The organism is Streptomyces sp. NPDC127177 (assembly GCF_042672475.1).
Classification (GTDB): domain Bacteria; phylum Actinomycetota; class Actinomycetes; order Streptomycetales; family Streptomycetaceae; genus Streptomyces.
Genome location: NZ_JBHXUW010000013.1, coordinates 1 through 26,403, shown reverse-complemented (window position 1 = coordinate 26,403; position 26,403 = coordinate 1). Strand labels below are relative to the sequence as shown.

General features: G+C 70.8%; 14 protein-coding genes and 1 pseudogene. 12 read left to right on the top strand and 3 right to left on the bottom strand.

Translation table 11 applies throughout. From position 1 onward, the window contains the following. The first annotated feature begins 1 nt into the window (after position 1). From ACFVJX_RS10830 to ACFVJX_RS10780, 11 genes are all read left to right on the top strand, one after another. Positions 2-9,232 (top strand): SDR family NAD(P)-dependent oxidoreductase, encoded by a 9,231-nt coding sequence (locus ACFVJX_RS10830; RefSeq protein WP_384128411.1) that lies wholly within the window; start codon positions 2-4, stop codon positions 9,230-9,232. Then, on the top strand, positions 9,229-10,587 hold the full coding sequence (locus tag ACFVJX_RS10825; RefSeq protein ID WP_384128409.1) for a PfaD family polyunsaturated fatty acid/polyketide biosynthesis protein: 1,359 nt from the start codon (positions 9,229-9,231) through the stop codon (positions 10,585-10,587). The genes ACFVJX_RS10830 and ACFVJX_RS10825 overlap by 4 nt, the downstream gene beginning before the upstream one ends. A gap of 70 nt (positions 10,588-10,657) precedes the next feature. Further along, complete coding sequence (gene fabD, locus ACFVJX_RS10820; protein WP_384128407.1) at positions 10,658-11,749, top strand: ACP S-malonyltransferase; 1,092 nt, start codon at positions 10,658-10,660, stop codon at positions 11,747-11,749. Between the two features lie 40 nt (positions 11,750-11,789). Continuing rightward, entirely contained in the window at positions 11,790-13,049 is a 1,260-nt protein-coding gene (locus ACFVJX_RS10815) for a hydroxymethylglutaryl-CoA synthase family protein (RefSeq protein ID WP_384128405.1), read from the top strand. Beyond that, the gene (locus ACFVJX_RS10810; protein ID WP_384128403.1) at positions 13,037-13,834 is read left to right on the top strand and encodes an enoyl-CoA hydratase/isomerase; all 798 of its coding nucleotides are present in this window, start codon (positions 13,037-13,039) and stop codon (positions 13,832-13,834) included. Before ACFVJX_RS10815 ends, ACFVJX_RS10810 begins: the two co-directional genes overlap by 13 nt. 2 nt (positions 13,835-13,836) lie before the next feature. Next, positions 13,837-14,589 (top strand): polyketide synthase, encoded by a 753-nt coding sequence (locus ACFVJX_RS10805; protein ID WP_384128401.1) that lies wholly within the window; start codon positions 13,837-13,839, stop codon positions 14,587-14,589. A gap of 4 nt (positions 14,590-14,593) precedes the next feature. After that, positions 14,594-14,839: an acyl carrier protein gene (locus tag ACFVJX_RS10800; RefSeq protein WP_384128399.1), complete on the top strand. Its 246-nt coding sequence runs from the start codon at positions 14,594-14,596 to the stop codon at positions 14,837-14,839. Beyond that, positions 14,820-16,070: a beta-ketoacyl synthase N-terminal-like domain-containing protein gene (locus ACFVJX_RS10795; RefSeq protein WP_384128397.1), complete on the top strand. Its 1,251-nt coding sequence runs from the start codon at positions 14,820-14,822 to the stop codon at positions 16,068-16,070. Before ACFVJX_RS10800 ends, ACFVJX_RS10795 begins: the two co-directional genes overlap by 20 nt. A 50-nt stretch (positions 16,071-16,120) precedes the next feature. After that, complete coding sequence (locus ACFVJX_RS10790) at positions 16,121-17,086, top strand: acyltransferase domain-containing protein (protein ID WP_384128396.1); 966 nt, start codon at positions 16,121-16,123, stop codon at positions 17,084-17,086. Between the two features lie 30 nt (positions 17,087-17,116). Then, positions 17,117-17,980: an SDR family NAD(P)-dependent oxidoreductase gene (locus tag ACFVJX_RS10785; protein WP_384128394.1), complete on the top strand. Its 864-nt coding sequence runs from the start codon at positions 17,117-17,119 to the stop codon at positions 17,978-17,980. 65 nt (positions 17,981-18,045) lie between these two features. After that, positions 18,046-21,954, top strand: coding sequence for a KR domain-containing protein (locus ACFVJX_RS10780; protein ID WP_384128393.1), 3,909 nt, complete (start codon positions 18,046-18,048; stop codon positions 21,952-21,954). 459 nt (positions 21,955-22,413) lie between these two features. On the opposite strand, the pseudogene ACFVJX_RS10775 reads toward ACFVJX_RS10780, so the two are convergent. From ACFVJX_RS10775 to ACFVJX_RS10765, 3 genes and pseudogenes are all read right to left on the bottom strand, one after another. Continuing rightward, positions 22,414-22,590: pseudogene (locus tag ACFVJX_RS10775) on the bottom strand (phytanoyl-CoA dioxygenase family protein); the annotation flags it as partial. A gap of 116 nt (positions 22,591-22,706) precedes the next feature. Then, the gene (locus ACFVJX_RS10770) at positions 22,707-23,579 is read right to left on the bottom strand and encodes an undecaprenyl-diphosphate phosphatase (protein ID WP_384128391.1); all 873 of its coding nucleotides are present in this window, start codon (positions 23,577-23,579) and stop codon (positions 22,707-22,709) included. A gap of 183 nt (positions 23,580-23,762) precedes the next feature. Further along, positions 23,763-24,476 (bottom strand): TVP38/TMEM64 family protein, encoded by a 714-nt coding sequence (locus ACFVJX_RS10765; protein WP_384128389.1) that lies wholly within the window; start codon positions 24,474-24,476, stop codon positions 23,763-23,765. A gap of 700 nt (positions 24,477-25,176) precedes the next feature. Here ACFVJX_RS10765 and tuf point away from each other — a divergent pair. Beyond that, positions 25,177-26,346, top strand: a complete 1,170-nt coding sequence (tuf, locus tag ACFVJX_RS10760) for an elongation factor Tu (protein ID WP_384128387.1) — start codon at positions 25,177-25,179, stop codon at positions 26,344-26,346. Positions 26,347-26,403 lie beyond the last annotated feature (57 nt).

Below are 26,403 nucleotides of genomic sequence, written 5' to 3'. Positions count from 1 at the left end.
CATGCTGAACAACATTCGGCGCGAAGCCATCACGATGGTGCCCGAAGGCACCCGGGTCCCCCTGCGGCACCTGTGCCGGGAGCAGGACGGTGCGCGGGGCCCGGCGGCGGGCCCCTCGCCCGCCGACGCCGTCGCCCAGGACGAGGACCTGCTGCTGAGCCGTCTGCTGCTGCTCCAACTCACCGAGGCGGGGCAGTTCTCCGGGGCGACCCCGCCGCCGCTCCCCGAGGGCGGGCTGCGGCGCTGGCTGGACGAGTCCGTGCGGCGGCTGCGCGAAGGCGGCCTCCTCGGCGGCCCTGCCTCGGGCCCGGTCCCTGCGGTCCCGGTGGACGGCTCCGCGGTGTGGTCGCGTTGGGAGGAGTACGTCGCCGCCGCACAGGGGGACGCGGCGCGGCGCGCCCGCCTGGCGCTCCTCGACACCACCCTGCGCGCGCTGCCGGGAATCCTGCGCGGCGAGGTGCTCGCCACCGACGTGATGTTCCCCGGCTCGTCGATGGAACTGGTCGAGCCCATATACCGGGACAACCCCCTCTCCGACCGCTTCAACGGGATCCTGGCGGACGCCGCGGTCGCCGTGGTGCGGGAGATCGTGCGCGCCGACCCGGCCGCCCGGGTCCGCATCCTGGAGATCGGCGCGGGCACCGGCGGCGGGAGCGTCGCCGTCCTCGAAGGGCTGCTGCCCTTCACGGCGCAGGTGGAGACGTACGCCTACACCGACCTGTCGAAGTCCTTCCTGATGCACGCGGAGGAGCAGTACGGGCCGCGGTACCCCTATCTGGACTACCGGTTGTTCGACGTCGGGCAACCGCTGGCGGCGCAGGGCATCGCCCTCGGTTCCTACGATCTCGTCCTCGCGACCAACGTGCTGCACGCCACGAAGGACGTCCGCCGGACCCTGCGCAACGCCAAGGGAGCGCTCAAGCGGCACGGAGTGCTCATCGCCAACGAGCTCTCCACGCACCCGCTCTTCACCCATCTGACGTTCGGCCTCCTCGACGGCTGGTGGCTCTACGAGGACGACGCGCTGCGCATGCCGGGCGGTCCCGGCCTCTCCCCGGACGGCTGGGAGGAGGTGCTCGACGACGAGGGGTTCGGCTCGGTGTCCTTCCCGGCGCGGGGGCTGCACGCGTTGGGCTACCAGGTGATCGCCGCGGAGAGCGACGGACTCGTCCGCCAGGAGGCCCGGGAGACCGGGGCACCGACGGGGGAGCGGGCCGCAGAGGGCCCCGCCCGGCCCGAGGCCCGGGAGGCCGCCGCCCTCTCCGGGCAGGCGGAGGAAGCGCGGGTCAGGGACGCGATCTTCGAGCAGCTGCGGCGGTCGCTGAAGCTCCAACGGTCCCAGATCGCCGCGGATGACGCCTTCATGGACTACGGCGTCGACTCGATCATCGGCGTGCGGCTGATCCAGGAGATCAACCGCGCACTCGGCACCGAGCTCGCCACGACCGACCTCTTCGACCACGGATCGGTCAGCCGACTGGCGCGGCACATCGTCGACCACGCCCTCCCGTCCGCACCGGCACCGTCCGCACCCGCACCTGCCACGCAGGCCGCACCGGCACCGCCCACCGCGTCGTCCCGACGGGCCGTCCGGACCGGAGCAGGGCGGGAGGCGGAACGGACCACTGCGGGCGGCACGTCCAGGGATCCCATCGCCGTGGTCGGCATGAGCGGCCGGTTCGCCGGCTCACCCGGCGTCGAGGAGCTCTGGGAGCACCTCGCCCAAGGACACGACCTGACGGACCCCGTCTCGCGGTGGGACCTCGCGGGCCAACGCGGCAGCTTCATCGATGGGATCGACCTCTTCGACCCGGCCTTCTTCAACATCTCGGGCGTCGAGGCCACCTACATGGACCCGCAGCAGCGGCTGTTCCTCGAAGAGTCCTGGAAGGCCCTGGAGGACGCCGGCTACGCCGGCTCCGGCACCCGGGGGCGGCGCGTGGGCGTGTACGTCGGCTGCCAGGAGAGCGGCTACGCCCAGCTCTGCGGCGGCCAGGCGCCGCCGCAGTCCATGTGGGGCAACGCACTGTCGGCGATGCCGGCGCGTATCTCGTACCACCTCGACCTCCAGGGGCCGGCGATCGCGGTCGACACGGCGTGCTCCAGTTCGCTCGTCGCCGTCCACCTGGCCTGTCAGGGGTTGTGGGGAGGTGAGACCGAGATGGCGCTGGCCGGCGGCGTATCCCTGCAGTGCACCCCGCAGTTCTACGTGCTGGCGGGCCGTGCCGGCATGCTCTCGGCGAGCGGCCGGTGCCACACCTTCGACGACCGCGCCGACGGCTTCGTCCCCGGAGAGGGCGTCGGAGTGCTCGTCCTCAAGCGGCTCGCCGACGCGCTCGCCGACGGCGACCACATCCGCGGCGTCATCCGCGGCTCAGGCATCAACCAGGACGGCGCGTCGAACGGGATCACCGCGCCGAGCGCCGCGTCCCAGGAGCGTCTGGAGACCTTGGTCTACGACACCTTCGGGATCCGCCCGGACGGCATCCAGATGGTGGAGGCGCACGGCACCGGCACCAAGCTCGGCGACCCGATCGAGTACCGGGCGCTGAAGAACGCCTTCCGCCGCCACACCGACCGCACGGAGTACTGCGCGCTGGGGTCCGTCAAGTCCAACCTCGGTCACACGATCACCGCGGCCGGGGTCGCCGGGGCCATCAAGGTGCTGCTCTCGCTGGAGCACCGGACCATCCCTCCCTCGATCAACTATGAGCGGCCGAACGTCCACATCGACATGACGGACAGCCCCTTCTACGTGAACACCGAGAGCCGGCCCTGGGACGCCGGGACGGACGGCACGCGACGCGCCGCGGTCAGCTCCTTCGGGGTCAGCGGCACCAATGCCCACATCGTGTTCGAGGAGGGCCCCGAAGCCGCCCGCCCCTCCGGCACCCCGCCCACCACGCACCTGGTCACCCTCTCCGCGGCCACCGCCGCACAGCTCGCCGAGCAGGCCGAGCGCCTGATCGGGCACTGTGAGCGGCGGCCCGGTCTGGACGCCGGAGACATCGCCTTCACCCTCCTTCTCGGCCGCCGGCACCTCGCGCACCGGCTGGCCTGCGTCGTCCGGGACGGCGTCGAACTGGCCGCGGCCCTGCGCATCTGGCTCGACACGGGGCAGGCCCCCCGTCTCAGCATCGGCGAGGTCCCCGCGCAGGGGATCGAGGAGCGCACCGCGCTGCGCAGCCTCGGCAACGACTGCCTGAGGCAGGCGGGCGGCGACCCGGCCGCCCGCGCGGAGCTGCTGGCCACCGTCCGGGACCTGTACGTCCAGGGGTACGAACTGGACTACGCGGCCCTCTTCGCCGACGGTCACCACACCCGCGTGCCACTGCCCACTTACCCCTTCGCCCGGGACCGGTACTGGACGTCCGGGCAGCCGGCGCCCATCCCGGCCCGCCCCGGCGCGGCCGGGCCGCACCCGCTGCTCCACGAGGACGTCTCGGACTTCGGCGTGCGGCGGCACCACACGCGGTTCACCGGTGAGGAGCACTTCCTCACCGACCACGTGGTCAAGGGGCGGAAGGTGCTGCCGGGCGTCGTCTGCCTGGAGATGGCGCGGGCCGCCGCCTCCCACGCCCTGGGGACAGCCGGGGCCGTGAGCGGCACCGACGGCATCGCCCTGCGCAATGTGGTGTGGGCGCGGCCGGTGGCCGTGGACGCCGAGCCCGTCACCCTCGTCACGACCCTCACGCCCAGGGGCCCCGACGAGGCCGACTACGAGATCGCCGGCCCGCCCGGCGCGTCCGGCGCCGCACCGGTCGTGCACAGCCAGGGGCAGGTGGTGCGCAGGACGGCGGCACCGGCCGTGCTCGACCTGTCCGCCCTCCGCGAGGCCTGCGACCTGGCGGAGCTGACCGCGGCGGACCTGTACCGGGCGTACGAGGCGATCGGGTTCCGCTACGGCCCCTCCCACCGGGGTCTGGAGCGGCTGCACGTCGGCCGCGGCCAGGTCCTGGCGCGGCTCGTGCTCCCGGAGTCGGTCCGGGCGGGCCGCGACGCGTTCGTCCTGCATCCGAGCCTGCTCGACTCGACCCTGCAGGCATCGCTCGGCATCGGTCTCGCGACCGGCGGCTCCGTGGCGCTCGATGTGTCCGGCATGAAGCCCTCCCTGCCCTTCGCCCTGGACGAACTCGAAGTGCTGGACGCCGGCCCGGAGTCGCTGTGGGGCTGGATCCGCCTCAGCGAGGGCTCCCGTGCGGACGGGGCGGTCTTCAAACTCGACATGGACCTGTGCGACGACCGGGGACGGGTCTGCGTCCGGATCCGCGGCATGTCCTACCGCGTCCTGGACGGCGAGGTCGGGGGGACGGCGCCGGACGCGGTGTCCTGCGTCGGCTTCCTGCCGGTCTGGCAGGAAGCCGTACCCGGCGGCGCCCCGGACCCCGCACCACGGGAACGCGTCGTGCTGGTGCCCGAGCTGCCCGACCTGCCAGGTCTGTCCGGCCTCGGAGCACTCCTCGCGCAGCGGGATCCGGCGGCCCGCCTGCTGCGGCTGACCTCGGTCGAGGCCGGCCCGGCGGAGCGGTTCACCGACTACACCGTGCAGGCGCTGGAACACCTGCGGGCCCTGATGGCGGAGGGCGTGCGGCACGGGGTCCGCGTCCAACTCGTCGTCCCCGACGGGGCCGGCCTGGACACCACCCGTGGCCTGAGCGGGCTGCTCATGTCGGCGCGGGCGGAGGAACCGGGGCTGCTGCCGCAGGTGGTGCTCGTCGACCCGAGTGGGACCGCCGAGCAGACGGCGTCCCGGCTCTCCGAGGCCCTCCGGCATCCCGGGGCGTCCTGCCTGCGGTTCAGGGACGGCCGTGCGCAGAGCCTCGGCTGGCGCGCGGGCGACCCGGCCGCCGCGGCTCCGGTGCCCTGGCGCAACGGCGGGGTCTACCTGGTCACGGGCGGAATGGGCGGCATCGGCAGGCTCGTCGCCCAGGACATGGCGTCCGGCGCGAGCGATGTGAGCATCGTCCTGGCGGGCCGCTCGGCGCTCGGACCTGAACAGGAGTCCGTCCTGGCCGCCCTGCGCGGCCAGGGGGCCGACGTCCGCTATGTCCGGGGCGACGTCGCCCGGCCCGGCGCGGTGCGCTCCCTGGTGGACGACATCCTGCGGGAGCACGGTCGGCTGCACGGCATCGTGCACGCGGCCGGGGTGCTCCGCGACGGGCTCGTCCGCGGCAAGACCGCGCAGGAGTGCCGTGCGGTCCTCGCCCCGAAGGTGGCCGGCCTGGTGAACCTCGACGAGGCCACCAGGGACGTACCGCTGGACTTCCTGGTGTCGTTCTCCGGTGCGGCGGGGGTGTTCGGAAACGCCGGGCAGAGCGACTACGCGGCGGCCAACGCGTTCCTGGATGCCTACACCCACCACCGGCGGGAGCTCGTCGACCGCGGGGAGCGCTCGGGCGCCTCCGTGTCGATCGACTGGCCGCTGTGGGCCGAGGGCGGGATGGGGGTGGATTCCGGGACCGAGGCGATGATGAACGAGCGGCTGGGTATGGCTCCGCTGCCGACCGCCGACGGCATCGCCGCCCTGTACGCCGCGCTGGCGGCGCCGCACAGCCAGGTCCTGGTCCTCTCCGGCGACGCCGACCGGATCGGGCGGGCCGTGCTCGGCCGGCCGGTGGCGCCCGAGGCGTCCCCCCGGCCCGTGCCGCGGACCCCGGCCGCCCCGGCGCAGGCCCGGCCCCCGCGTGCCGCGGGCGATGCGGCCGACCCGGTCCGCACCGCGCTGGTCGCACGGCTGCGGCAGACCCTGAGCGAGGTGATCCAGGTGCCCGGCCACCGGATCGACGCGCAGGCGCCCTTCGAAGGGTTCGGCATCGACTCGGTCCTCGCGCTCTCCGTCACCAACCGGCTGGAGGCCGACTTCGGCTCCCTGTCGAAGACGCTCTTCTTCGAGTACCGCAACCTCCACGAACTGAGCTCCTACCTCCTCCGGGCGTACCCGGACGTGGTCCGGAGCCTCGTCGTGGTCCGCGAGGAGCCCGCCGGGTACGCGGCGCCCGAGGGCGGGTGCCCGGCCGCCGTCGTACGGACGTCGGCGGCCCTGGCACCGCCTCCGGTCGCGGCGCAGCGGCCGGAGGCCCGCGAGGATGCGATCGCCGTGATCGGACTCGCCGGGCGCTACCCCGGTGCGGAGGACCTGGCCGGGTTCTGGGAGAACCTGGTCGCCGGAAGGGACTGCGTCACTGAGGTCCCCCGGGACCGGTGGGAGCACGCGCCGTCCGACGGCACTCCGCCGGACCTGCCCGGTGGGGCTCCCACCCAGTGGGGCGGGTTCCTCTCCGACGTGGCCGGATTCGATGCACCGTTCTTCAACGTCTCACCCCGTGAGGCCGCGATCATGGATCCGCAGACGCGCCTGTTCCTGGAGTGTGTCTGGACCCTGCTGGAGAGCTCCGGCTACAGCCGGGACCGGCTGCGCGACGCGCACGGCGGCCGGGTCGGCGTCTACGTCGGCGCGATGTACCAGCACTACCAGCTGCTGTCGTCCGACCCCGCGCACGAGTCCGTCACCTCGGTGATGAGCCACAGCGCCATCGCCAACCGGGTCTCGCACTTCTTCGACCTGCAGGGGCCGAGTCTCGCGATCGACACCACCTGCTCCTCGTCCCTGGTCGCCATCCACATGGCCTGCGAGGAACTGCGGCGCGGCGGCGGCGACATGATGATCGCCGGCGGGGTCAATCTCTCCCTGCACCCCAAGAAGTACGCGGGGCTGGACCTCACCGGCCTCACGGGGAGCGACCCCGAGAGCCGGGCCCTGCTGGACGGGGACGGATTCATCCCCGCGGAGGGCGTCGGCGCGGTGCTGCTGAAGCCGCTGGCGGACGCCGTGCGCGACGGGGACGAGGTCCTCGCCGTCATCCGGTCGAGCGCGACCAACCACAAGGGCCGCACCAGCGGCCCCATGGTGCCCAGTCCGGCCCGTCAGAAGGAGCTGATCACGGAGAACCTACGGAGGGCGGGGGTCCACCCGCGCACGATCAGCTACGCCGAGGTGTCGGCCAACGGCTCCCAGATGGGCGACGCCATCGAGTTTGCGGCACTGCGGGAGGCCTTCGCCGAGCACACCCGGGACGAGCGGTTCTGTGCCGTCGGCACGGTCAAGTCCACGCTGGGCAATCTGGAGGCGGCCTCGGGCGTGGCCCAGCTGAGCAAGGTGGTCCTGCAGCTCACGCACCGCAGGCTGGTTCCCTTCACCGGGAAGGGCCCGCTGAATCCGGGGGTGGAGTTCGAGGGCACCGCGTTCTACCTGCCGCAGGAGGCGGAGCCGTGGCACCGGCCCGTCGTGGACCTCGACGGGCAGGACCGGGAGTACCCGCTGCGGGCGGTCATCGACTCCTTCGGGGCGGGCGGTTCCAACGCCCATCTGGTCGTGGAGGAGTACACGGGGCGGCCCCCGGCCGATGACGCCGCGGAGCCGGCCCCCGGTGCCACCGAGCCGGCGCCGCAGGTCGTGGTCCTCTCCGCCCACACCGAGGACCGGTTGAGGGCCGTCGCCGGCCGGCTGCTGGAGTTCCTGCCCGCGCAGGAGGGCCTGGACCTGGAGGACCTCGCCCACACGCTCCGGTACGGGCGCGAGGCCATGCGGTTCCGGCTGGCACTGGTGGCGGGGAACCTCGGGGAGCTGGTCGCGGGCGTCACCCACTACCTCGCCGACGAGGGGGGCACCGCCCCCGTGCCCGTGTTCACCGGCGATGTCGGTGGAGACGGTTCCGACCTCGACCTGCTGCTCGGCGGACGGGCAGGGGAGGCCCTGGTCCGCGAACTGCTGGCCGAGAACCACCTGGAGAAGCTCGCGCTGGTGTGGACGCGGGGCGGCAAGGTGCCCTGGGAGCAGGTGCGGCGCGGCGACCGGAGCCCGCGGATCCTCCGGTCCCTGCCGGGCTATCCCTTCGACCGCAAGCGCCACTGGGTGCCCGCGCGTCCCGGACGGGACGCCGCGGCCGTGACTGCCGCTCCTTCAGCGGTGCCTCCGGCCGCTTCCCCCGCGGCGGTTCGACCGACCGGCACGGCCGCGGCGGACCGGATCACGACCGCCGTCGCCGAACTGCTGGGGATGCGGGCGGACGAACTCGACCTCTCCGTGCCGCTGGAGGACCTGGGCTTCAGCTCGATCCAGGCCACCCAACTGCTCCAGGTGCTCCGGGCCGAGGTCGACCCCCAGGCCGACCTCGGGGCGCTGGGCGAGTGCCGGTCGACCCGGGACTTGCTGCGCCGCTTCGGGTCCGGGGCGGGCGGTTCCGCCGGGGCCGGTACGGCGTCCGCAGCTCCGGTGCACATCCCGGAGGTCGTTCCGCTCAACGGCGGGCGGGAGGGCCGGCCGGTGTTCTGGTTCCACGGCGGGCTCGGCGGGGTGGAGGTGTACGCCTCGGTGGCCGACAGCATCGAGCGGCCCTTCTACGGGATCCAGGCCCGCGGCTGGATGACGGACAGCGAGCCGCTGCACGGCATCCCGGCCCTGGCGGCGCACTACGCGCAGATCATCCGCACGGTCCAGCCCGAAGGGCCGTACGACCTCGGTGGCTTCTCCTTCGGCGGCCTGCTGGCCTACGAGGTGACGCGCCTGCTCCAGGAGCAGGGCATGACGGTCGGGAGCATCGTCATGGTGGACACCTACGACGACAGTGTGGGGGACGTGACCATGTCGCGCACCGACATGCTGCTGCAGCAGGTCAACGCCCTGCTGTTCGCGGCTTCCAAGCCCGCCCCGGAGGACTTCGCCACCACCCTGGTGTCCGGTGGCGAGATCGACTGGACCCAGGACGAGGACGGCCTGCTCGACCAGATGCTCACCCTCGCGCGGGAGCGGGGACTGAAGGGGGAGGAGCAGCCGCTGCGCGCCCTTGTGCTGCGCAATCTTGAGGTCCAGGACGCCTACGGGCTGCTGGACTACGACATCGCGCCGCTTCCCCGGCCCGACTCGGTCTCCTGCTTCTACTTCCGCAACGGCAGCGGCCTGTTCTACGGGGAGATGGAACCGCTGTTTTCCACCGGGAAGGAGGGCGTCGTCCTGGACCACGCCGTCTACTGGACGAAGTGGCAGCGGCAGCTACCGCACTTCCACCGGATCGACGTGGACGCGGCGAACCACTTCGTGATGCTGGGCGACCCGGCGGCCCTCACCACGGTGCGGTCCTTCTGCTCGCTGTTCTACTCCGGCGGCCGGAGTCGGCGCCTCCCCGTGGCGAAGGCGTGGGCCACCCGCCACCAGAAGGCGCGGGAGGCGAAGTGAGCGTGCCTGAGGAACGCCGTGAGGACGCGGCTCGGCGGCTCGGCTGCGCCTCCTTCCGGCGGGACTTCGGCATCGACTACGCCTATCTGGCGGGGTCGATGTACCGGGGCATCGCCTCGAAGGAACTGGTGGTCGCCATGGGGCGGGCGGGCTGCATGGGATTCTTGGGCGCCGCCGGCCTGAGTCCCGAGCGGGTGACGAGCGACATCGCGCACATCCGGCGGCACTTGGAGCCGGGCCGGCCCTTCGGGGTCAACCTGCTGTGCGACCTCCAGCACCCGGAACGGGAGATGGCCAACGTCGAGAGGCTCCTCGCCCACGGGGTGCGGATCATCGAGGCGTCGGCGTTCGTCAAGGTCACTCCGGCCCTGGTTCTGTTCCACGTGTCGGGGCTGCGGCACGGGCCCGGGGGCGGCGTCGAACGCGGCACGCGGATCACCGCCAAGGTCTCCAGGCCCGAGGTGGCGCGCGAGTTCATGCGGCCCGCGCCGACGCTGATGGTCGAGCGGCTGGTGGCGGAGGGCCGGGTCACGCCCGAGCAGGCGGCACTGGCCCGGCGGGTGCCGGTGGCGCAGGACCTCACCGTCGAGGCGGACTCGGGAGGCCATACCGACCGGGGGGTCTCCACCGTGCTGTTGCCGTCGATGCAGAGCCTGCGGGATCGCCTGACACGGGAGTTCGGGTACGGGGAAAAGATCCGCATGGGGCTCGCAGGCGGGATCGGAACGCCGCCCGCGGTCGCCGCGGCCTTCGTCATGGGCGCCGACTTCGTCATGACGGGATCCATCAACCAGTGCACGGTCGAGGCCGGCGTCAGCGACGCGGTCAAGGACCGCCTGCAGGCCATCGACGTGCAGGACACCGACTACTGCCCGGCGGGCGACATGTTCGAGATGGGCGCGCTGGTCCAGGTCCTGAGGAAGGGCGTCCTTTTCCCCGCCAGGGCGAACCGGCTGCATGCCCTGTACAAGAGCCACAACTCGTGGGAGGAGATACCGCAGGAGACCCGCAGACAGATCCAGGACGCCTACTTCAAGAAGAGCGCCGACGAGGTCTGGCTGGAGACCTGTGAGCATCTACGGAGGACGGGCCGAGCCTCGGAGATCGAGCGGGCCGAGCGCACCCCGAAGCGGCGCATGGCCCTCATGTTCCGCTGGTACTACGGCTACAGCAGTCGTCTCTCCTTCATGGACACCGATATCGATCCGGCCAACCTTCAGATTCATACGGGGCCGGCTCTCGGGGCGTTCAACCAATGGGCCCGCGGTACGCCGTGGGAGAAGTGGAGAAACCGTCATGCGGCGAGCATGGCACAGGAGTTGATGTGCGCGGCGTCCTCAATTCTCTCGAGATAGAGGTAGCCGTGGGTGCAACTTCTCTGGCAGGGTGAGGGTAGAACTTGATCACAGCAGGAGAGGAATTTTCATGAGGACCTATGTATTCCCCGGGCAGGGGGCGCAGCGCAAGGGAATGGGTGCATCCCTCTTCGGCGAATTCAAGGACCTGACCCGCTCGGCCGATTCGGTCCTCGGCTACTCCATTCAGGAGCTCTGCCTGGAGGATCCCGACGGGCTGCTTGACCGGACGCAGTACACACAGCCTGCGATGTATGTCGTCAATGCCCTGTCGTACTATCAGCGGATCCGCGAGACCGGGCTGGTTCCGGACTTCGTCGCAGGCCACAGCCTTGGTGAGTACAACGCGCTGCTTGCCGCCGAGGTGTTCGACTTCGAAACCGGCCTGCGGCTGGTGCGCAAGCGCGGAGAGCTGATGGGGCGCGCTTCGGGTGGCGGGATGGCTGCCGTCCTGAACGCCTCGGAGTCGGAGATCCGGACGGTCCTCGCAGACAACGGGCTCGACTCCGTCGATCTCGCGAATTTCAACACGCCCTCGCAGATCGTGATTTCAGGGCGCGCCGAGGACGTCGAGGCGGCCAAGACGCTGTTCCAGACCGGGAGTCACCTGTTCATGGCGCTGCGGACGAGCGGGGCGTTCCACTCACGGTACATGGAACCGGCTCGCGCCGAGTTCGAGGAGTTCCTGGCCGGGATCGCCTTTTCGAAGCCGCGTATTCCGGTGATCTCCAATGTGACGGCGAGGGCCTATGAAGACCACCTCCTCAAGGAGGGGCTGACGGATCAGATGGTGCAAGCGGTGCGCTGGTCCGACTCGATGCAGCACCTCCTCGAAATTCCTGGGATGGAATTCGATGAGATAGGGCACGGTAATGTTCTGACGAAGCTTCTGCAAAAGATTCGACGTGAGACGAGAAATGCGGAAAAGGTGCCTTCCCCGGCTGTGGTGAAGGCGCCCGAGAACGCCGAAGAGATGGTTCGGAAATGGAATGCAATCCATGCGGTCGGGGCCCGGTTCCGGTCCACCGCAGGAAACTACGGGGACTTGGAGACCGCCACGGCGGCAACCGTACTCTTCGGGCACCGGGCGGCCGTCTACATGCGCGGCTACCGAGGGTACTTCGATCTCCGGGAACTGGATCCGGTGCCGACCGCACAGTGAATCGGACCGAAACCGAACGTACAACCCAGGGAGAGAAGTCATGACGGCCGTCGGAATCGAAGCGATGAACTTCTTCGCGGGCTCCTGCTACCTCGACGTGGAGAAGCTGGCGATCCACCGCAGTCTCGACACCGCGAGGTTCGACAACCTGCTCATGAAGGAGAAATCCGTCGCACTGCCGTACGAGGACCCGGTGACCTTCGGCATCAACGCGGCCAAGCCCCTCATCGACGCGATGTCGCCCGAGGAACGGGACTCCATAGAGCTGGTCATCACCGCCACCGAGTCGGCGTTCGACTTCGGCAAGTCCATGAGCACGTACTTCCACGACCTGCTGGGACTGAACCGGAACTGCCGCCTCTTCGAGATCAAGAACGCGTGCTACTCGGGGGTCGCGGCGCTCCAGACGGCCGCGAACTTCATCCTGGCGGGCACCTCGCCTGGCGCGAAGGCCCTGGTCATCGCCACCGACATCACCCGCTTCATGGTCGCGGAGAGCGGTGACGCGCTCTCCGAGGACTGGTCCTTCGCCGAGCCCAGCGGCGGCGCCGGCGCCGTGGCCATGGTCATCAGCGACACCCCGCACATCTTCCAGATCGACGTCGGCGCGAGCGGCTACTACGGCTACGAGGTGATGGACACCTGCCGCCCCCAGCCCGACAGCGAAGCCGGCAACGCGGACTTGTCCCTGCTCTCCTACCTGGACTGCTGCGAGAACTCCTTCCTGGAGTACCAGCGCCGCGTCGGCGACGTGGACTTCGTCTCCACCTTCGGCTACCTCGCCTTCCACACGCCCTTCGGGGGCATGATCAAGGGCGCCCACCGCAACCTGATGCGCAAGGTCGCCAAGGCGCGCCCGGCGACCATCGAGGAGGACTTCCGGCGACGCATGCACCCGGGCCTGACGTACTGCCAGCGCGTCGGGAACATCATGGGGGCCACGACGATGCTGTCGCTGGCCAGCACCATCGACAACGCGGACCTCTCCGAGCCCCAGCGCATCGGCGTCTTCTCCTACGGCTCCGGCTGCTGCTCCGAGTTCTTCAGCGGGGTGTCCCGCCAGGAGAGCCAGGACCGCACTCGCGCCCTCGGCATGGACAAGCACCTCGACGGCCGGTACGAACTGTCGATGCCCGAGTACGACTCGCTGCTCAAGGCCAACCACGCGGTGCGGTTCGGCACCCGCAACGCCCTCCTGAGTTCCGATGTCCTGCCGCGGGCCCGCACCTGGAGCGGCCGGGAGCTGCTCTACCTGAAGCGCATCGACGAGTTCCACCGGGAGTACGAGTGGGTGTCCTGAACACGGCGGAGTACGAGACGGTCAAGGTCCGCTTCGAGAACGGCATCTGCTTCCTCCAGATGCACCGGCCCGAGGCGGGCAACACCATCAACCACCGGCTGGTCCAGGAGTGCGCCGACGTGCTGCGCCTCGCCGAGGAGCACGCCACCGTCCTCGTCCTGGAAGGGCTCCCGGACGTGTTCTGCTGGGGCGCCGACTTCGGGGAGCTCGCCGAGGGCGATGGCGCGGGCGACGGCGCGGGCGGGACCGGGGAGTCACCCGCGGCGGCCCTCTACGACCTCTGGCTCTCCCTGGCCCTCGGGTCCTTCGTGTCCGTGGCGCACGTCCAGGGCAAGGTCAACGCCGGAGGACTGGGGTTCGTCGCCGCCTGCGACATCGTGGTGTGCGCCGACACGGTGACCTTCAGCCTGTCCGAGCTGCTGTTCGGGCTGATGCCGGCCTGTGTGCTGCCCTTCCTGACCAGGAAGGTGGGCCCGGCCCGGTCCAACTACATCACCCTGATGACGCAGCCGTTCACCGCCCGGCAGGCGGTGGACTGGGGGCTCGTCGACGCCAGCGCGGAGAACAGCGCCCACCCGCTGCGCCGGCACCTCCTGCGGCTGCGCTACCTCCCGAAGACGGGAGTGGCTCGCTACAAGAAGTACCTCCGGAACCTCGACGACATCCTGCTCCCGTCCCGGGACAAGGCCGTGGAGGCCAATGCGGAGGTGTTCTCCGACGAGGAGAACCTGCGCAAGATCGAGCGCTACGTGAAGACAGGGCAGTTCCCCTGGGAAGGAGAGTAGGAATGCAGAGCCCGACCGTCGAGTACCGGGAGATCGCCCCCTCCGTCGTCCAGATCACGATGCAGGACCGGCTCCACAAGAACACCTTCTCCGATGAGCTCATCACGGGTCTGCAGGACGCCTTCGCGAAGGTCGCCGCCGACGAGCGGTGCAAAGCCGTCGTCCTCACCGGCTACGGCAACTACTTTGCGAGCGGCGGTACTAAGGAGAGTCTGCTGCTGATCCAGGAGCGCCGGATCAGTTTCACCGATGCCGACATCTACGGCCTCGCACTGGAGTGCCCCGTGCCCGTCATCGCGGCGATGCAGGGCCACGGCATCGGCGGCGGCTTCGCCATGGGAATGTTCGCCGACTTCGTGATTCTCAGCCAGGAGAGCATCTACACAACGAACTTCATGAAGTACGGGTTCACTCCGGGAATGGGGGCGACCCTGATCCTGCCCAGAAAGCTCGGAGCGAGCCTGGCCGGGGAGATGCTGCTCTCGGCGAACACCTACTACGGCCACGAGCTGAAGGAGCGGGGCGTCCCCTTCCCGGTCCTGCCGCGCGCCGAGGTGCTGCGGCACGCGCTCGAACTGGCCGAGACCCTGGCCGAGAAGCCCCGGGTCTCGCTCGTCACGCTCAAGAGCCATCTGGTGGCCGAGCTCCGCGCCGAGCTGCCGCGCTACATCGAGCGCGAAGTGGCCATGCACGCCAAGACCTTCCACCAGCCCGAGGTCCGGGCCCTCATCACATCCCACTACGCAGGAGGCTGACCACATGCCGGACACAAAGGTTTTCGACCTGATCGTGGAACACACCCGCGAGGTGCTCCCCGAGCTCGAAGGGCACCGGTTCACCCCCTCCGACTCGCTGCGCGACCTGGGGGCCAACTCCATAGACCGCGCAGAGATCATCATGATGACCCTGGAGTCGCTGTCGCTGAACGTCCCCCTGGTCGAACTGGCCGACGCGAAGAACATCAGCGAACTGGCGGACCTCCTCCATGCCAAGTCCGCGAGCTGACCGCCCCGACGTAGTCGTCACCGGCCTCGGCATCACCACGGCGGTGGGCCAGGGCAAGGACGACTTCCGCGCGGCACTCCTCGAAGGGCGGCACGCCTTCGGATTCATGCGGCGTCCAGGCCGGGTGCCTCCGCCCCCGGCCACCGGCGGCGCGGCCACGCCCTTCCCGGGTGCGGAAATGAGCGAGCCGACCCTGCCCGGGAGCATCTCCGCGCGCACCGTGCGCACGGCGTCGCTCTCGGCCAGGGCGGCCCTGGCCACCCTGGCCGAGGCATGGGACGAGGCGGGACTGGACGAGGCCGACCCGTCGCGGATCGGCCTCGTGGTCGGCGGATCCAACGTCCAGCAGCGGGAGCTGACCCTGCTGCACGCCCGCCACGCGGACCGCCCCGAATTCCTGCGCCCGACCTACGGCATGGGCTTCATGGACACCGACCTGTGCGGATTCTGCACCGAGCAGTTCCCGATCCGGGGCTTCGCCCACACGGTCGGTGGGGCTTCGGCCAGCGGTCTGCTCGCGGTCCTCCAGGCCGTGCGGGCGGTGCAGTCCGGCGAGGTCGACGTCTGCATCGCCCTGGGCGCGCTCATGGACCTGTCGTACTGGGAATGCCTCGCGTTCCGGTCGATGGGCGCCATGGGCTCCTCCCGCTGGGCCGACGACCCGGCCGCGGCCTGCCGCCCCTTCGACCGGGGTCACGACGGGTTCGTGTTCGGCGAGGCATGTGCCGCGGTGGTCGTCGAGCGGGCGGGGGAACGCCGTCAACCGGCGCCGTACGCGCGGTTCCTCGGCGGCGGAAGGGCCCTGGACGGCACCCGCAACCCGCACCCTTCGGTGGAGGGGGAGGCGGCCGTCGTCCGCGCGGCGCTGAGCGAGGCCGGCCTGTCCGCGTCGGACATCGACTACGTCAACCCGCACGGAACCGGGTCACCGACCGGGGACGCGGTCGAGCTCCAGGCGCTCGCGCGCTGCGGACTGACCCACGCCCGGATCAACGCCACCAAGTCGATCACCGGGCACGGGCTGACGGCCGCGGGGGCGGTGGAGATCGTGGCCACGCTTCTCCAGATGAGGGCGGGGAAGCTGCATCCCACCCGCAACCTGGCCGATCCGTTGGACGAGGCGTTCCCCTGGGTGCGCGAGAAGGCGGAGGAGCACGAGGTCCGGACCGCAGTGAGCCTGAGCATGGGTTTCGGCGGGATCAGCGCGGCCGTCTGCCTGGAGAAATGCTGATGGGGACGGCCTCGCCGTCCCGCGCCGAGACCTCCGGAAGAGGGGCTGCGATGACGAGGTCGACCGTGTTCATGTACTCGGGGCAGGGCTCCCAGTACTTCCACATGACCCGCGAACTCTACGAGAGCCACCCGCGCTACCGGCTGTGGCTGGAGTACTGCGACGACATCGCCTTCCCTGTCCTGGGTAAGTCGGTGGTGGACACGATCTTTGACCAGGACCGCACGAAGAGCGATCCGTTCGACTCGATGGCGGACTCCAACGCCGCGCTGCTGTGCGTGGAGTACAGCCTCACCCGGCTCGTGCAGGAGATGGGGTACCGCCCTGACGCCCTGGTGGGCTACAGCCTCGGGGAGATCACCGCGGCCGTGGTCGCGGAGGTGTTCCCGCTGGAACGCGGGATCTCCTTCGCCGTGGAATTCGCACGCACGCTGGCCGAGCGGACCCCGCCGTCCGCGATGCTGGCGGTCCTCGGTACCGAGGAGCTCGTGCGCGAGCGTGCCGGGCTGTTCGAGGACTGTTGGGTCACCGGACGCAACTTCGACGGCAACTTCGTGTTCAGCGGCCGCGTCGCGGCGGTGGAACGGCTCGAACGCTCCCTGGGCGAAGCCGGCATCGTCTGCCAGCGGCTCCCGGTCAACCACGGCGTGCACACGGAACTCGTCGACCCCGTCGAGGCCGAGGTGCGCGGCATGCTCGACACCGTGACGTTCGCTTCCCCGAGGATCCCGATCGTCTCGTCCGCCTCGGCGGACCGGGTCGCCGAGGTGACGGCAGACGGTATCTGGGCCGCCGTGCGGCATCCGGTGGAATTCGCGCTGACCGTCGAGAAGCTGGCCGCCGCCGGCGACGCGACCTTCATCGACCTCGGACCGAGCGGGACACTCGCGAACTTCGTGAAGTACCTCCTGCCGCCGGGCAGCGGTTCCACGCAGGCGCACACCATCAACCGTTTCGGGCAGGACCTGAAATCGCTCCGCGAGTTTCAGGAACAGACCGCCCAACCACGTGCCTGAGGGCACGGAATCCAGGAAGGACATCCGGTCATGCCGACACAGAGCGGAATCAGGATCTACCGGGACGCCACCGCGATCATCACGGGCGCCGCCTCGGGCATCGGGCGCGCGTTGGCCGAGGAGCTGGTGGCCCGGGGGTGCGAGGTCGTCCTGGCCGACCTCCAGCTCGAACAGGCCGAGGAGGTGGCCGCCGCCCTGCGGAAGTCCGGCGGCAAGGCGACCGCTGCGCTGCTCGACGTCACCGACCACGCCAGGTTCGAGCTGCTGGTCAAGGAGACCGTCGCCCGGACCGGGCGGCTGGACTACCTCTTCAACAACGCCGGCATCAGCCACGGCATGGGTGCGGGGGCCCGGCACTACCTCATCGAGGACTGGCGTCGCATGATCGACGTCAATCTCGGCGGGGTCGTCAACGGCGTCCAGGCCGCCTACAACCTCATGATCGACCAGGGTTTCGGCCACATCGTGAACACCGCCTCCCTAGCGGGCCTGGTGCCGAGTGCGGGAACGACCTCCTACGTGACCACCAAGCACGCCGTGGTCGGCCTCTCGCACAACCTGCGCATCGAGGCGGCCCAGCTCGGAGTCCGGGTGAGCGTGCTGTGCCCGGGCGTCATCCGGACCCCCCTGATCGAGGGCGGTGTGTACGGCCGCACCGTCGCCGGAGTGACCCGCGAGATGACCCGGGCGATGTGGGAGGAGCAGAAGCCGATATCGGCGGAGGAGTTCGCCAGGAAGTCCCTCGACGCGGTCGCCAGGAACAAGGGGATCGTCGTGGTTCCCGAGGTCTGGAAGCTGTTCTGGTGGCTGTTCAGGCTCTCTCCCTCGCTCTGCGTGAGCATCGCGACCAAGAAATTCCGGGACCTCGGGCGGAGCGAGACCGAACGTGGCTGACACCGTAGCCCGCCGCGGACCGGACCCGCAGGCCTTCGCCGACCGTACGAACAGGTAGTGCCGACATGATCAGTGTGCCCAAGAGCGTACCGACGGCAGCGGTGCCACCGTCCGCAGTCGCGGACTGCTTCTACTCGACGGTCTGGGTCGAGGCCGAGGGGACCTCGGGGGCCTCCCTGCCCGGTCCCCACCTGCTGCTGTCCGCCTCACCCGTCGACGCCGAGCTGCCGGACGGCTGGGTCCATCGTGTGGTGCGCGCCTCGGATCCGCTCGGCGATGTGCTTCGGGAGCGCTCCTGGGGCTGCGTCGCGGTGCTGAGCGACGGGCGGGAGACCGATGTGGCGGCGGGGCTGCGGGTGCTGCAGGCCTGCCTGGCCGCGACGCCGCCCGCGCCGCGCAGGGTCGTGTTCCTGCCGGTCGCGGGCGCGGTCGACGACGCCGGGTTGCGGGGGCTGGGCCGCACCGCCCGGATGGAGCGGACCGGTCTGTCGGTCCATTGCGTCGAGGCGTCGAGGGAGCAGCTCTTCCGGGCGCTGACCCTGAGCCGCGCCGAATCGCTGGAGGAGGAGTACCGCTTCACCGGCGCCGGTCTCCTCCAGGTGCCGCGCCTGCGGCGGCAGGCGGTCGGCGGTGGCGGCTTCGCCGCCCGACCGGATGCGACGTACGCGGTCAGCGGCGGTTCGGGAGCCTTGGGCCTGGTGGCAGCCAGGTTCCTGGTCGACCGGGGTGCGCGGCACGTGGTGCTGCTGTCCCGGTCGGCGGGCGCCGGATCCGCCGTGCCGCTCGGTGCCGTGGGGCTGCGCGGAGCGGCGAGGGTGGAGTCCCTGGAGTGCGACGTGAGCGACCTGCGGAGCGTCCGGCGGGTGCGCGAGGCCATCGAGAAGGCCGGCATGCCGGCCGTGGCGGGCGTGATCCACGCCGCGGGGGTCCTGGCCGACGGCGTCCTGGCGAACCAGTCGGAGCCGAAGCTGAGCCAGGCGTACGGGGCCAGGGTCGAGGGCGCGAAGAACCTCCGGACGGTGTTCGCTCCGCCGGACTTCCTGGTGCTCTTCTCCTCTGCGTCCTCGCTCTTCGGCGCGGCCGGCCAGGCGAGCCACGCGGCGGCCAACGCCACCCTGGACGCGCTGGCCGAGTCCTGGGCGCTGCGGGGCGAGGCCGCCCTCGCGATCCAGTGGGGGGCGTGGTCGGACGCGGGCATGGCGGTGCGCCACGGCGCGGCCGAGCGTGCACGCCGCGCGGGGCTGGGAGTCATCGGTGACGACCTCGGGGTCGCGGCGCTGGACCGGCTCCTCGCCGGACAGGAGCGGGGCGTGGCCTGCGTCTCCCCGCTGGACTGGGGCACGGTGTCGCTGGGCAACCGGTTCGTTTCACGCTTCACCCCCCGACGGGCGGCCGACGTGCCCGTGCCGCCGCCGGTGCGGAGCCATGTGGAGCAGGTGGTTCGCGCGGCGGCCGGGGCGGCCCTGGGAAGGAAGGCCGACGACCACGCCACCCTGGGGGAGTCCGGCCTGGACTCGCTGGGCGGCGTGCTGCTGCGCAACCGGATCGCGTCCGACCTGAAAGTCGTGCTTCCGATGGAATTCGCCGTGGAGTCGGCCGATGTCCACTCGCTGGTGGACTACGTCTTCGAGAACATGCAGAAGAGGTCGAACGAGCGCGTACACGCCAGGCGGGAGCCCTCGCGGCGGCCGCCGGGGCGGCAGGGGCCCGCGCGCGACACCGCGCACCGCACCGCCGCCGCTTCGCCCGAGCCCGCCCCTTCGCGCCTGCCGGTCCTGGTCATCGGGGCCGGGCTGGGCGGGATCGGCTTCGCGCGACGCCTCGAGAAGATGGGCGTAGCGGCGATCGTGATGGAGAAGCGGGACCGGGCCGGCGGTGTGTGGAGCTCACTGGCCAACAAGGATTCCCGGGTCCAGATCGACTCGCCCGCGTACAGCTTCGACAGCGCCTCGCCCACGACCGGTGGGGACCACCGGTGGCGATCGGTGTTCCCGGACCGGGGCGAGGTCCTCCAGGACGCGGACGCCCTGTCCTGCGGGCTCGCGGAGCCGATCCGCTTCAACTGCGAAGTGGTCTCCGTCAGGAGGATCCGGGACCGGGAGTACGAGGCCGTCTACCGCCAGGACGGCGTCACCGGGTCCGTGCGCGTCTCCGGCGTGGCAGCGCTCACTGGCGGGCTCCACCAGCCCGTGCATCACCGTTTCCGTGACGAGCACCTCTTCAACGGGCACATCGGACTGGGCGTCGCCGACGATACGCCGCCCGAGGCGTTCACGGATGCGTCGGCCGTCGTCGTCGGTCACGGCGCCTTCGCCCTGGAGAACATGCGAACGGCCCTGGAGAACGGTGCCCGCCATGTGACGATCATCTGCCGGCGGCGCAACCTGGTGGTGTCCACCTTCTGCAACTGGCTGATCAATTCGAGCGAGGGAGCCACACCGCTCGGCGACGTGGTCGACATCATGCGGCCGTTCTACGAGCTCTGCGGCATGGACGTGGAGTCCCTTCCCTCGCTCTCCCGGGACGCGGACGGCAGCTTCGTGCTCGACCAGTCGACGGTTCCGGCCGCCTCGGACCTGTACTTCCTGGCCCAGGCCCTCGGCAAGGTGACCGTCGTGGAGAGCGAGATCGACCGTGTGACGGCCCGCTCGGTCGTCACCGCGAGCGGGCTGGAGGTGGAGGCCGACGTCCTGGTCAAGTGCCTGGGATCGACCACCGACCGGACCCTGCTGACGAGGATCTTCGGGGAGGGCGCCACGGTGGAGGGGCTCTGGATCGACGGGGACCCCAACCTGCTCGCCTACAACGACGGCGCGCAGATCCCCCGGAAGGCGAAGTCCCTCCTCTGCTCCAGCTATGTGTTCTTCCTTCAGGCCTTCGCCGAGGCGTACCTGCACTTCCGCGACAACCCGGAAGAACTGGAAGCGCTGTTCGGCAGGATATCCGTCGGGGATTCGAGCAGGTCGGCCACCGAGCGGCTGCTCGTGGAACTGTGGGACTTCATCGAGCGGGCGAAGCGGAACATCGCCTCGCGCACCGTGGAGCTCTGCCCGTTCGACCGCTTCCAGCGCGAGCGGGAAGCCGAGTGGCGGGCCTACTCCGAACTGATGGGCGGAACGGCGGAGCACTCGGAGGGCCTGTGGGCGATGATGCCCCCCACCATGGCGCTGCTCCACCGCCGCGACCCCGCGGCTCCCGTGGAGCGGCGCGTCAGAGACCGCGACTTCGGCTCGGTGAGCGTCTACGCGCCGCGCCGCCACCGGGTGCTGTTCCTGCCGGGCCGGGGAACCGACGGGCGCCTTGCCCGGGCCATGCTGAAGAAGGCCGGTTGGGCCAGGCGCGAGGAGTTGGAGTTCGTCATTCCCGACGCGCCCTACGCGATGCCGGCCTTCAGTACAGCGGAGCAACTGGAGATGAGGGGCCTGGACGCCCTGGCCGAGGAGGGCCTGTACGACCCCGCGGGCACCTACCGGGAGTGGAAGGCCGGATTCCCGGAGCTGTGGAACCGGTACCACGACGCTCCGGCAGGCACGGGGGGTCCCGATCCCGCGGCGGGCTTGGAGACGGTCCTCCGCTACCTCAGGTCGATCGCGGAGGAGCACGGGCCGATCGTCGGCGTCGCCGGATTCGGCGAGGGCGCCGCGATGGCCTCGGCGGCCCTGCACCGGCAGGCACTGGGGAACGACGTGGGCCTGGGGGACGTGCGGTTCTTCATCGCGATGTCCGCGTGGCGGTCGCCCGCGCACGAGCGGGCCGGGGTCTTCGAGAAGAGCCGGCCGATCGACGTTCCCGTGCTGCAGACCCTGGGCGAGCGGGAGGCGGAGGTGTTCCGGGAGGCCGCGCCGGCGTTCGCCCGCGACTACCGCCAGGTGTTCGAGCACAGGCACCTGGGCCGGCACACCTACCCTTCGCTCACCCGCGGTCTCGACCAGAGGCTCAGTCGCCTGCTGCAGGCTGCCTGGGCCGACCGCTGAGCCAGTGGGCACACCCGCTGTGCGGGGGGGCAGGGGCGCCCGCACAGCGGGTGTACGGCCTCGGTCCGCGGTCAGCAGTCGACCGTCTCCCACCCATTCGAGTCGATCAGCTTCATCGCCGGCGTGCGCGGGGTGTCGTGCGCCCGGAAGTTCTCGGCGCCCATGACCGACGTGGTAGTCGGTCTCGATCCGCTTGAGCACCCGCGCCACGATGCTGCCGAAGATCCGCTGGTCGTCGGAGACCCTCGTCGCCGTGCCGCGCACAGCGATGACCAGCGCCATCCTCATCGTGTCGGTGACGTTGGCCTTGCTCCAGCGGACCGTCATGCGTCGAAGAGCGCAGCGGACCCGGCCGGGAAGTCCGGCTGCACCCGGTAGGCGTGAGCCGGTCCAGCACGGACTCCTCGACGGACGGAAGCCCCGCCCCCTCCTTGGTGTACACGTGCGTGCCGGTCCGAGGCGGTGGCTGCGGCGGTAGAAGTGGAGGCCGGCGTTCTCCCCGTGCACGTCGTCGAGCGCCATCCACAGGTGCAGGTACCGAGGAGGGTCCATCGGCGTCGCGAACGGCCCCCGGTGGGCGAGCAGCGGACCGGTGCGGGGTGCCTTCGGGAAGATCAGGTCCTCAGAGCTGCGCACGTCTGACTGATCGTCTCCCGGTCTCCTGGGTGGGAGACAAGTGGGAGATGATCATGGCGTGGTGATGCGGTCGGTCGCTGGGAAGTCTTGGACGGCGCTACCCGTGCGGCCCTGGTTCAGCCCGCGGACTCGCCCGCGTGCGGGCTCAGCGCACCTGCCCCCACCAGGGCGAACAGCGCAACCCCCAGCACGATCCGGTAGATCACGAACGGCATGAAGCTCTTCGTCGTAATGAACTTCATGAACCACGCGATGACGACGTACCCCACACCGAAAGCGATGAACGTGGCGAAGATCGTCGGCGCCCAGGCCACATGTCCCTCGCCCGCGTCCTTGAGTTCGAAGACACCGGAGGCGAGCACGGCCGGGACGGCGAGCAGGAAGGAGTAACGTGCCGCCGCCTCGCGGGTGTAGCCCATCAGCAGCCCACCGCTGATCGTGGCGCCGGACCGGGAGACACCCGGGACCAGGGCCATCGCCTGGCAGAAGCCGAAGATCAGGCCGTCCTTGACGCCCAGTTCCTTGAGGGACTTGCGCTCCTTGATCGCCCGGTGCTTGCCACCGGTCTCGTCACGGGCGGCCAGGCGGTCGGCGACGCCGAGGACGATGCCCATCACGATCAGTGTGGTGGCGATGAGGCGCAGGTCGCGGAACGGGCCCTCGATCTGGTCCTTGAAGGTCACGCCCAGCACACCGATGGGGATGGAGCCGACGATGACCAGCCAGCCCATCTGGGCGTCGTGGTCGCTCCGCATCGAGCGGTCCGTAAGGGACTTGAACCACGCCCCGACGATCCGGACGATGTCCTTGCGGAAGTAGATGAGGACTGCGGCTTCCGTGCCGATCTGGGTGATGGCGGTGAACGCCGCCCCCGGATCGTTCCAGCCCGCGAACGCCGCGGTGAGCCGCAGATGCGCGCTGGAGGAGATCGGCAGGAACTCGGTCAGTCCCTGAACGAGGCCGAGGACGAAGGATTCGAACCAGCTCATGGGGCTTGGGCCATCCTGAAGTGATCATGCATCGTCCGACGGGCCTGGGGCCGTCGGCAGCGTGCGGATTGCGGTCGTGTGAGGGCGGGGCCACGGGGCCCGGAGATCGTCTGTCGGTCGCGGGCAGCGTATCGCCCTCAGGTGAACACGGTTACGACAACCCCCGGCGGCCGCACGGCCACATCACTCGGCCCCCAGCCGGTGACGCCTGCGCCACGCGACCACCGCCGCTCCGGCCCCCGTCAGCACGATGAAGCCCATCGCGGCCAGGAAGGCGGGCGACGTCGGGGACGAGGCCTCGCTCCCCGCCACCACGTACGCGGCCGTGTTGGGGATCGAGCCGAGACCCGTCGCCACCAGGAACGGGGGATACCCCATGCGCGAAACGGCGGCGCAGTAGTTGGCGGCGGCGAAGGGCACACCGGGGAAGAGCCGCAGGGCCAGCATCGAGCGGAAGCCGTGCCGGCTCAGCTGTCCGTCCGCCGCACGCATCCAGCGTCCGCGCAGCAGCGTTCGGAGCGCGTCCTGCCCCAGCACCCTGCCGAGCCAGAACGACACGCCCGCGCCGAGCACCGTGCCCGCCAGTGCCGCCGCCAGGCCGGCCTGCGTGCCGAACAGTGCGCCCGCGGCGAGATTGAGCAGTGGCCGGGGCACGAATGCCACCGTGCACACGCCGTAAGCGAGACCGAACAGCAGGACGGCGACGGTCCCGCCGCTCAGCTGGGCCGGCCAGCCGGAGGCCAGCAGCCGCTGCGGTTCGAGGAGCAGCATCGTCGTCGCGGCGGCGAGCAGTACCGCCACCAGCAGTGAGAGCCGGGACCAGGGCGAGAGCAACACCCTCGTGCAGCGCACGGCGAGGCCACTGGCGGGCCGGGTGGCGGGGAGGGGGTCGAACATTCGGGGAGAATATCCGACCGCATGTGTGATCGCCGTAATGTGACCGTTATGGGCGACGGAGTCGGAGCCGCCCGGTACGGCATCGCACCGGCCCCCGCATCCCCCGCAGTGCCCTGGCCGGCACCGTGGTGGAGCACCTCACCGCGCTGCATCCGACGGCCGTCGACCCCGCACTGCCTGGGCCGCGCCGGCCATCCCGGGTTCTTCGTCCGCATGGCGACCGGCCGGTGCCTGCGTGAGTACCTGCGTGAGTACGCCAGACCGGTCCGCAGGCCGTACGGGAGGTTGCCGACGGTGCCAGGGACGGCCTCCCGCCCCTGTCCGTAGGCCCGTCCGTGGGCGAGGCCACCAAGCAGCTCTGCGGCGCCCGAGACCGTCTGCGGAGCCGCGGCCCAACTCCCGTACCGTCCGCCGTAAATAGTTCGACGGGTGCGCGGCAGTCGGACATGATCGGAGCATGTTCCGGTACGCCTTCCTCGCAGCGCAGTCCGCAGTCGCGGACACGCCGAAGGCTGCCGCGAACGTCGCGCCCACCACCGCAACGGCAGTTGCAGTCGCAGCAGCGTTCACCGCTGCCGCAGCGCCCATCGGCGGCGCCCGAAGCTGACCCTCCCCCGACAGTCCGGCGGACCCCGTGAGGGGAGGGTCGGCGGGGCCCTGGGGTCTTCTTTTCTCAGCTTCGAATTCCAAGGAATGAGCCATGCCCAAGACGGCATACGTGCGCACCAAGCCGCACCTCAACATCGGCACCATGGGCCACGTCGACCACGGCAAGACCACCCTGACCGCCGCCATCACCAAGGTCCTCAGTGACCGCGGCACCGGCACGTTCGTCCCGTTCGACCGCATCGACCGGGCGCCGGAGGAGGCGCAGCGGGGCATCACCATCAACATCGCGCACGTCGAGTACGAGACCGGCACCCGGCACTACGCGCACGTCGACATGCCCGGGCACGCCGACTACATCAAGAACATGGTGACCGGCGCCGCCCAGCTCGACGGGGCGATCCTCGTCGTCTCCGCGCTCGAAGGGATCATGCCGCAGACGGCGGAGCACGTGCTGCTCGCCCGCCAGGTGGGCGTCGACCACATCGTCGTCGCCCTGAACAAGGCGGACGCGGGCGACCCCGAGCTGACCGACCTGGTCGAGCTCGAGGTGCGCGAGCTGCTGTCCGCGCACGGGTACGGCGGCGACACGGTGCCCGTGGTGCGGGTGTCGGGCCTGCGGGCGCTGGAGGGCGACCCGCACTGGACGGGTACGGTCGAGGCGCTGCTCGACGCGGTCGACACGTACGTGCCCATGCCCGTGCGCTACACCGACGCGCCGTTCCTGCTGCCGGTGGAGAACGTCCTGACCATCACCGGCCGGGGCACGGTCGTCACCGGCGCCGTGGAGCGCGGCACCGTCCGCGTCGGCGACCGGGTGTCGGTGCTGGGCGCGGGCATGGAGACGGTCGTCACCGGTCTGGAGACCTTCGGCAAGCCGATGGAGTCCGCGGAGGCCGGCGACAACGTCGCGCTGCTCCTGCGCGGTGTCGAGCGCGACCGGGTCCGTCGCGGCCATGTCGTGGCGGCGCCGGGCAGTGTGACACCCAGCCGGCGCTTCACCGCGCAGGTCTACGTCCTCTCGGGGCGCGAGGGCGGCCGGAGCACCCCGGTCGCAACCGGCTACCGGCCGCAGTTCTACATCCGCACCGCGGACGTCGTCGGCGACGTCGACCTCGGCGCGGCGGCGGTGGCGCGCCCCGGTGAGACGGTCACCATGACCGTCGAGCTGGGACGGGACGTACCGCTGGAGACCGGCCTCGGGTTCGCCATCCGTGAGGGCGGCCGCACGATCGGCGCGGGCACGGTCACCGGGCTGCTCTGAGCGGCCACGGCCCGGGGGGGGGGGGCGCCCCCCCCCCCCCCGGGGCGGGCACCCGGC

Coding starts and splice junctions, on each gene's coding strand:
- ACFVJX_RS10830 (WP_384128411.1), top strand. CDS start 2: ATGCTGAACAACATTCGGCGCGAAGCCATCACGATGGTGCCCGAAGGC.
- fabD (WP_384128407.1), top strand. CDS start 10,658: ATGAGGACCTATGTATTCCCCGGGCAGGGGGCGCAGCGCAAGGGAATG.
- ACFVJX_RS10815 (WP_384128405.1), top strand. CDS start 11,790: ATGACGGCCGTCGGAATCGAAGCGATGAACTTCTTCGCGGGCTCCTGC.
- ACFVJX_RS10805 (WP_384128401.1), top strand. CDS start 13,837: ATGCAGAGCCCGACCGTCGAGTACCGGGAGATCGCCCCCTCCGTCGTC.
- ACFVJX_RS10800 (WP_384128399.1), top strand. CDS start 14,594: ATGCCGGACACAAAGGTTTTCGACCTGATCGTGGAACACACCCGCGAG.
- ACFVJX_RS10795 (WP_384128397.1), top strand. CDS start 14,820: ATGCCAAGTCCGCGAGCTGACCGCCCCGACGTAGTCGTCACCGGCCTC.
- ACFVJX_RS10790 (WP_384128396.1), top strand. CDS start 16,121: ATGACGAGGTCGACCGTGTTCATGTACTCGGGGCAGGGCTCCCAGTAC.
- ACFVJX_RS10785 (WP_384128394.1), top strand. CDS start 17,117: ATGCCGACACAGAGCGGAATCAGGATCTACCGGGACGCCACCGCGATC.
- ACFVJX_RS10780 (WP_384128393.1), top strand. CDS start 18,046: ATGATCAGTGTGCCCAAGAGCGTACCGACGGCAGCGGTGCCACCGTCC.
- ACFVJX_RS10770 (WP_384128391.1), bottom strand. CDS start 23,579: ATGAGCTGGTTCGAATCCTTCGTCCTCGGCCTCGTTCAGGGACTGACC.
- ACFVJX_RS10765 (WP_384128389.1), bottom strand. CDS start 24,476: ATGTTCGACCCCCTCCCCGCCACCCGGCCCGCCAGTGGCCTCGCCGTG.
- tuf (WP_384128387.1), top strand. CDS start 25,177: ATGCCCAAGACGGCATACGTGCGCACCAAGCCGCACCTCAACATCGGC.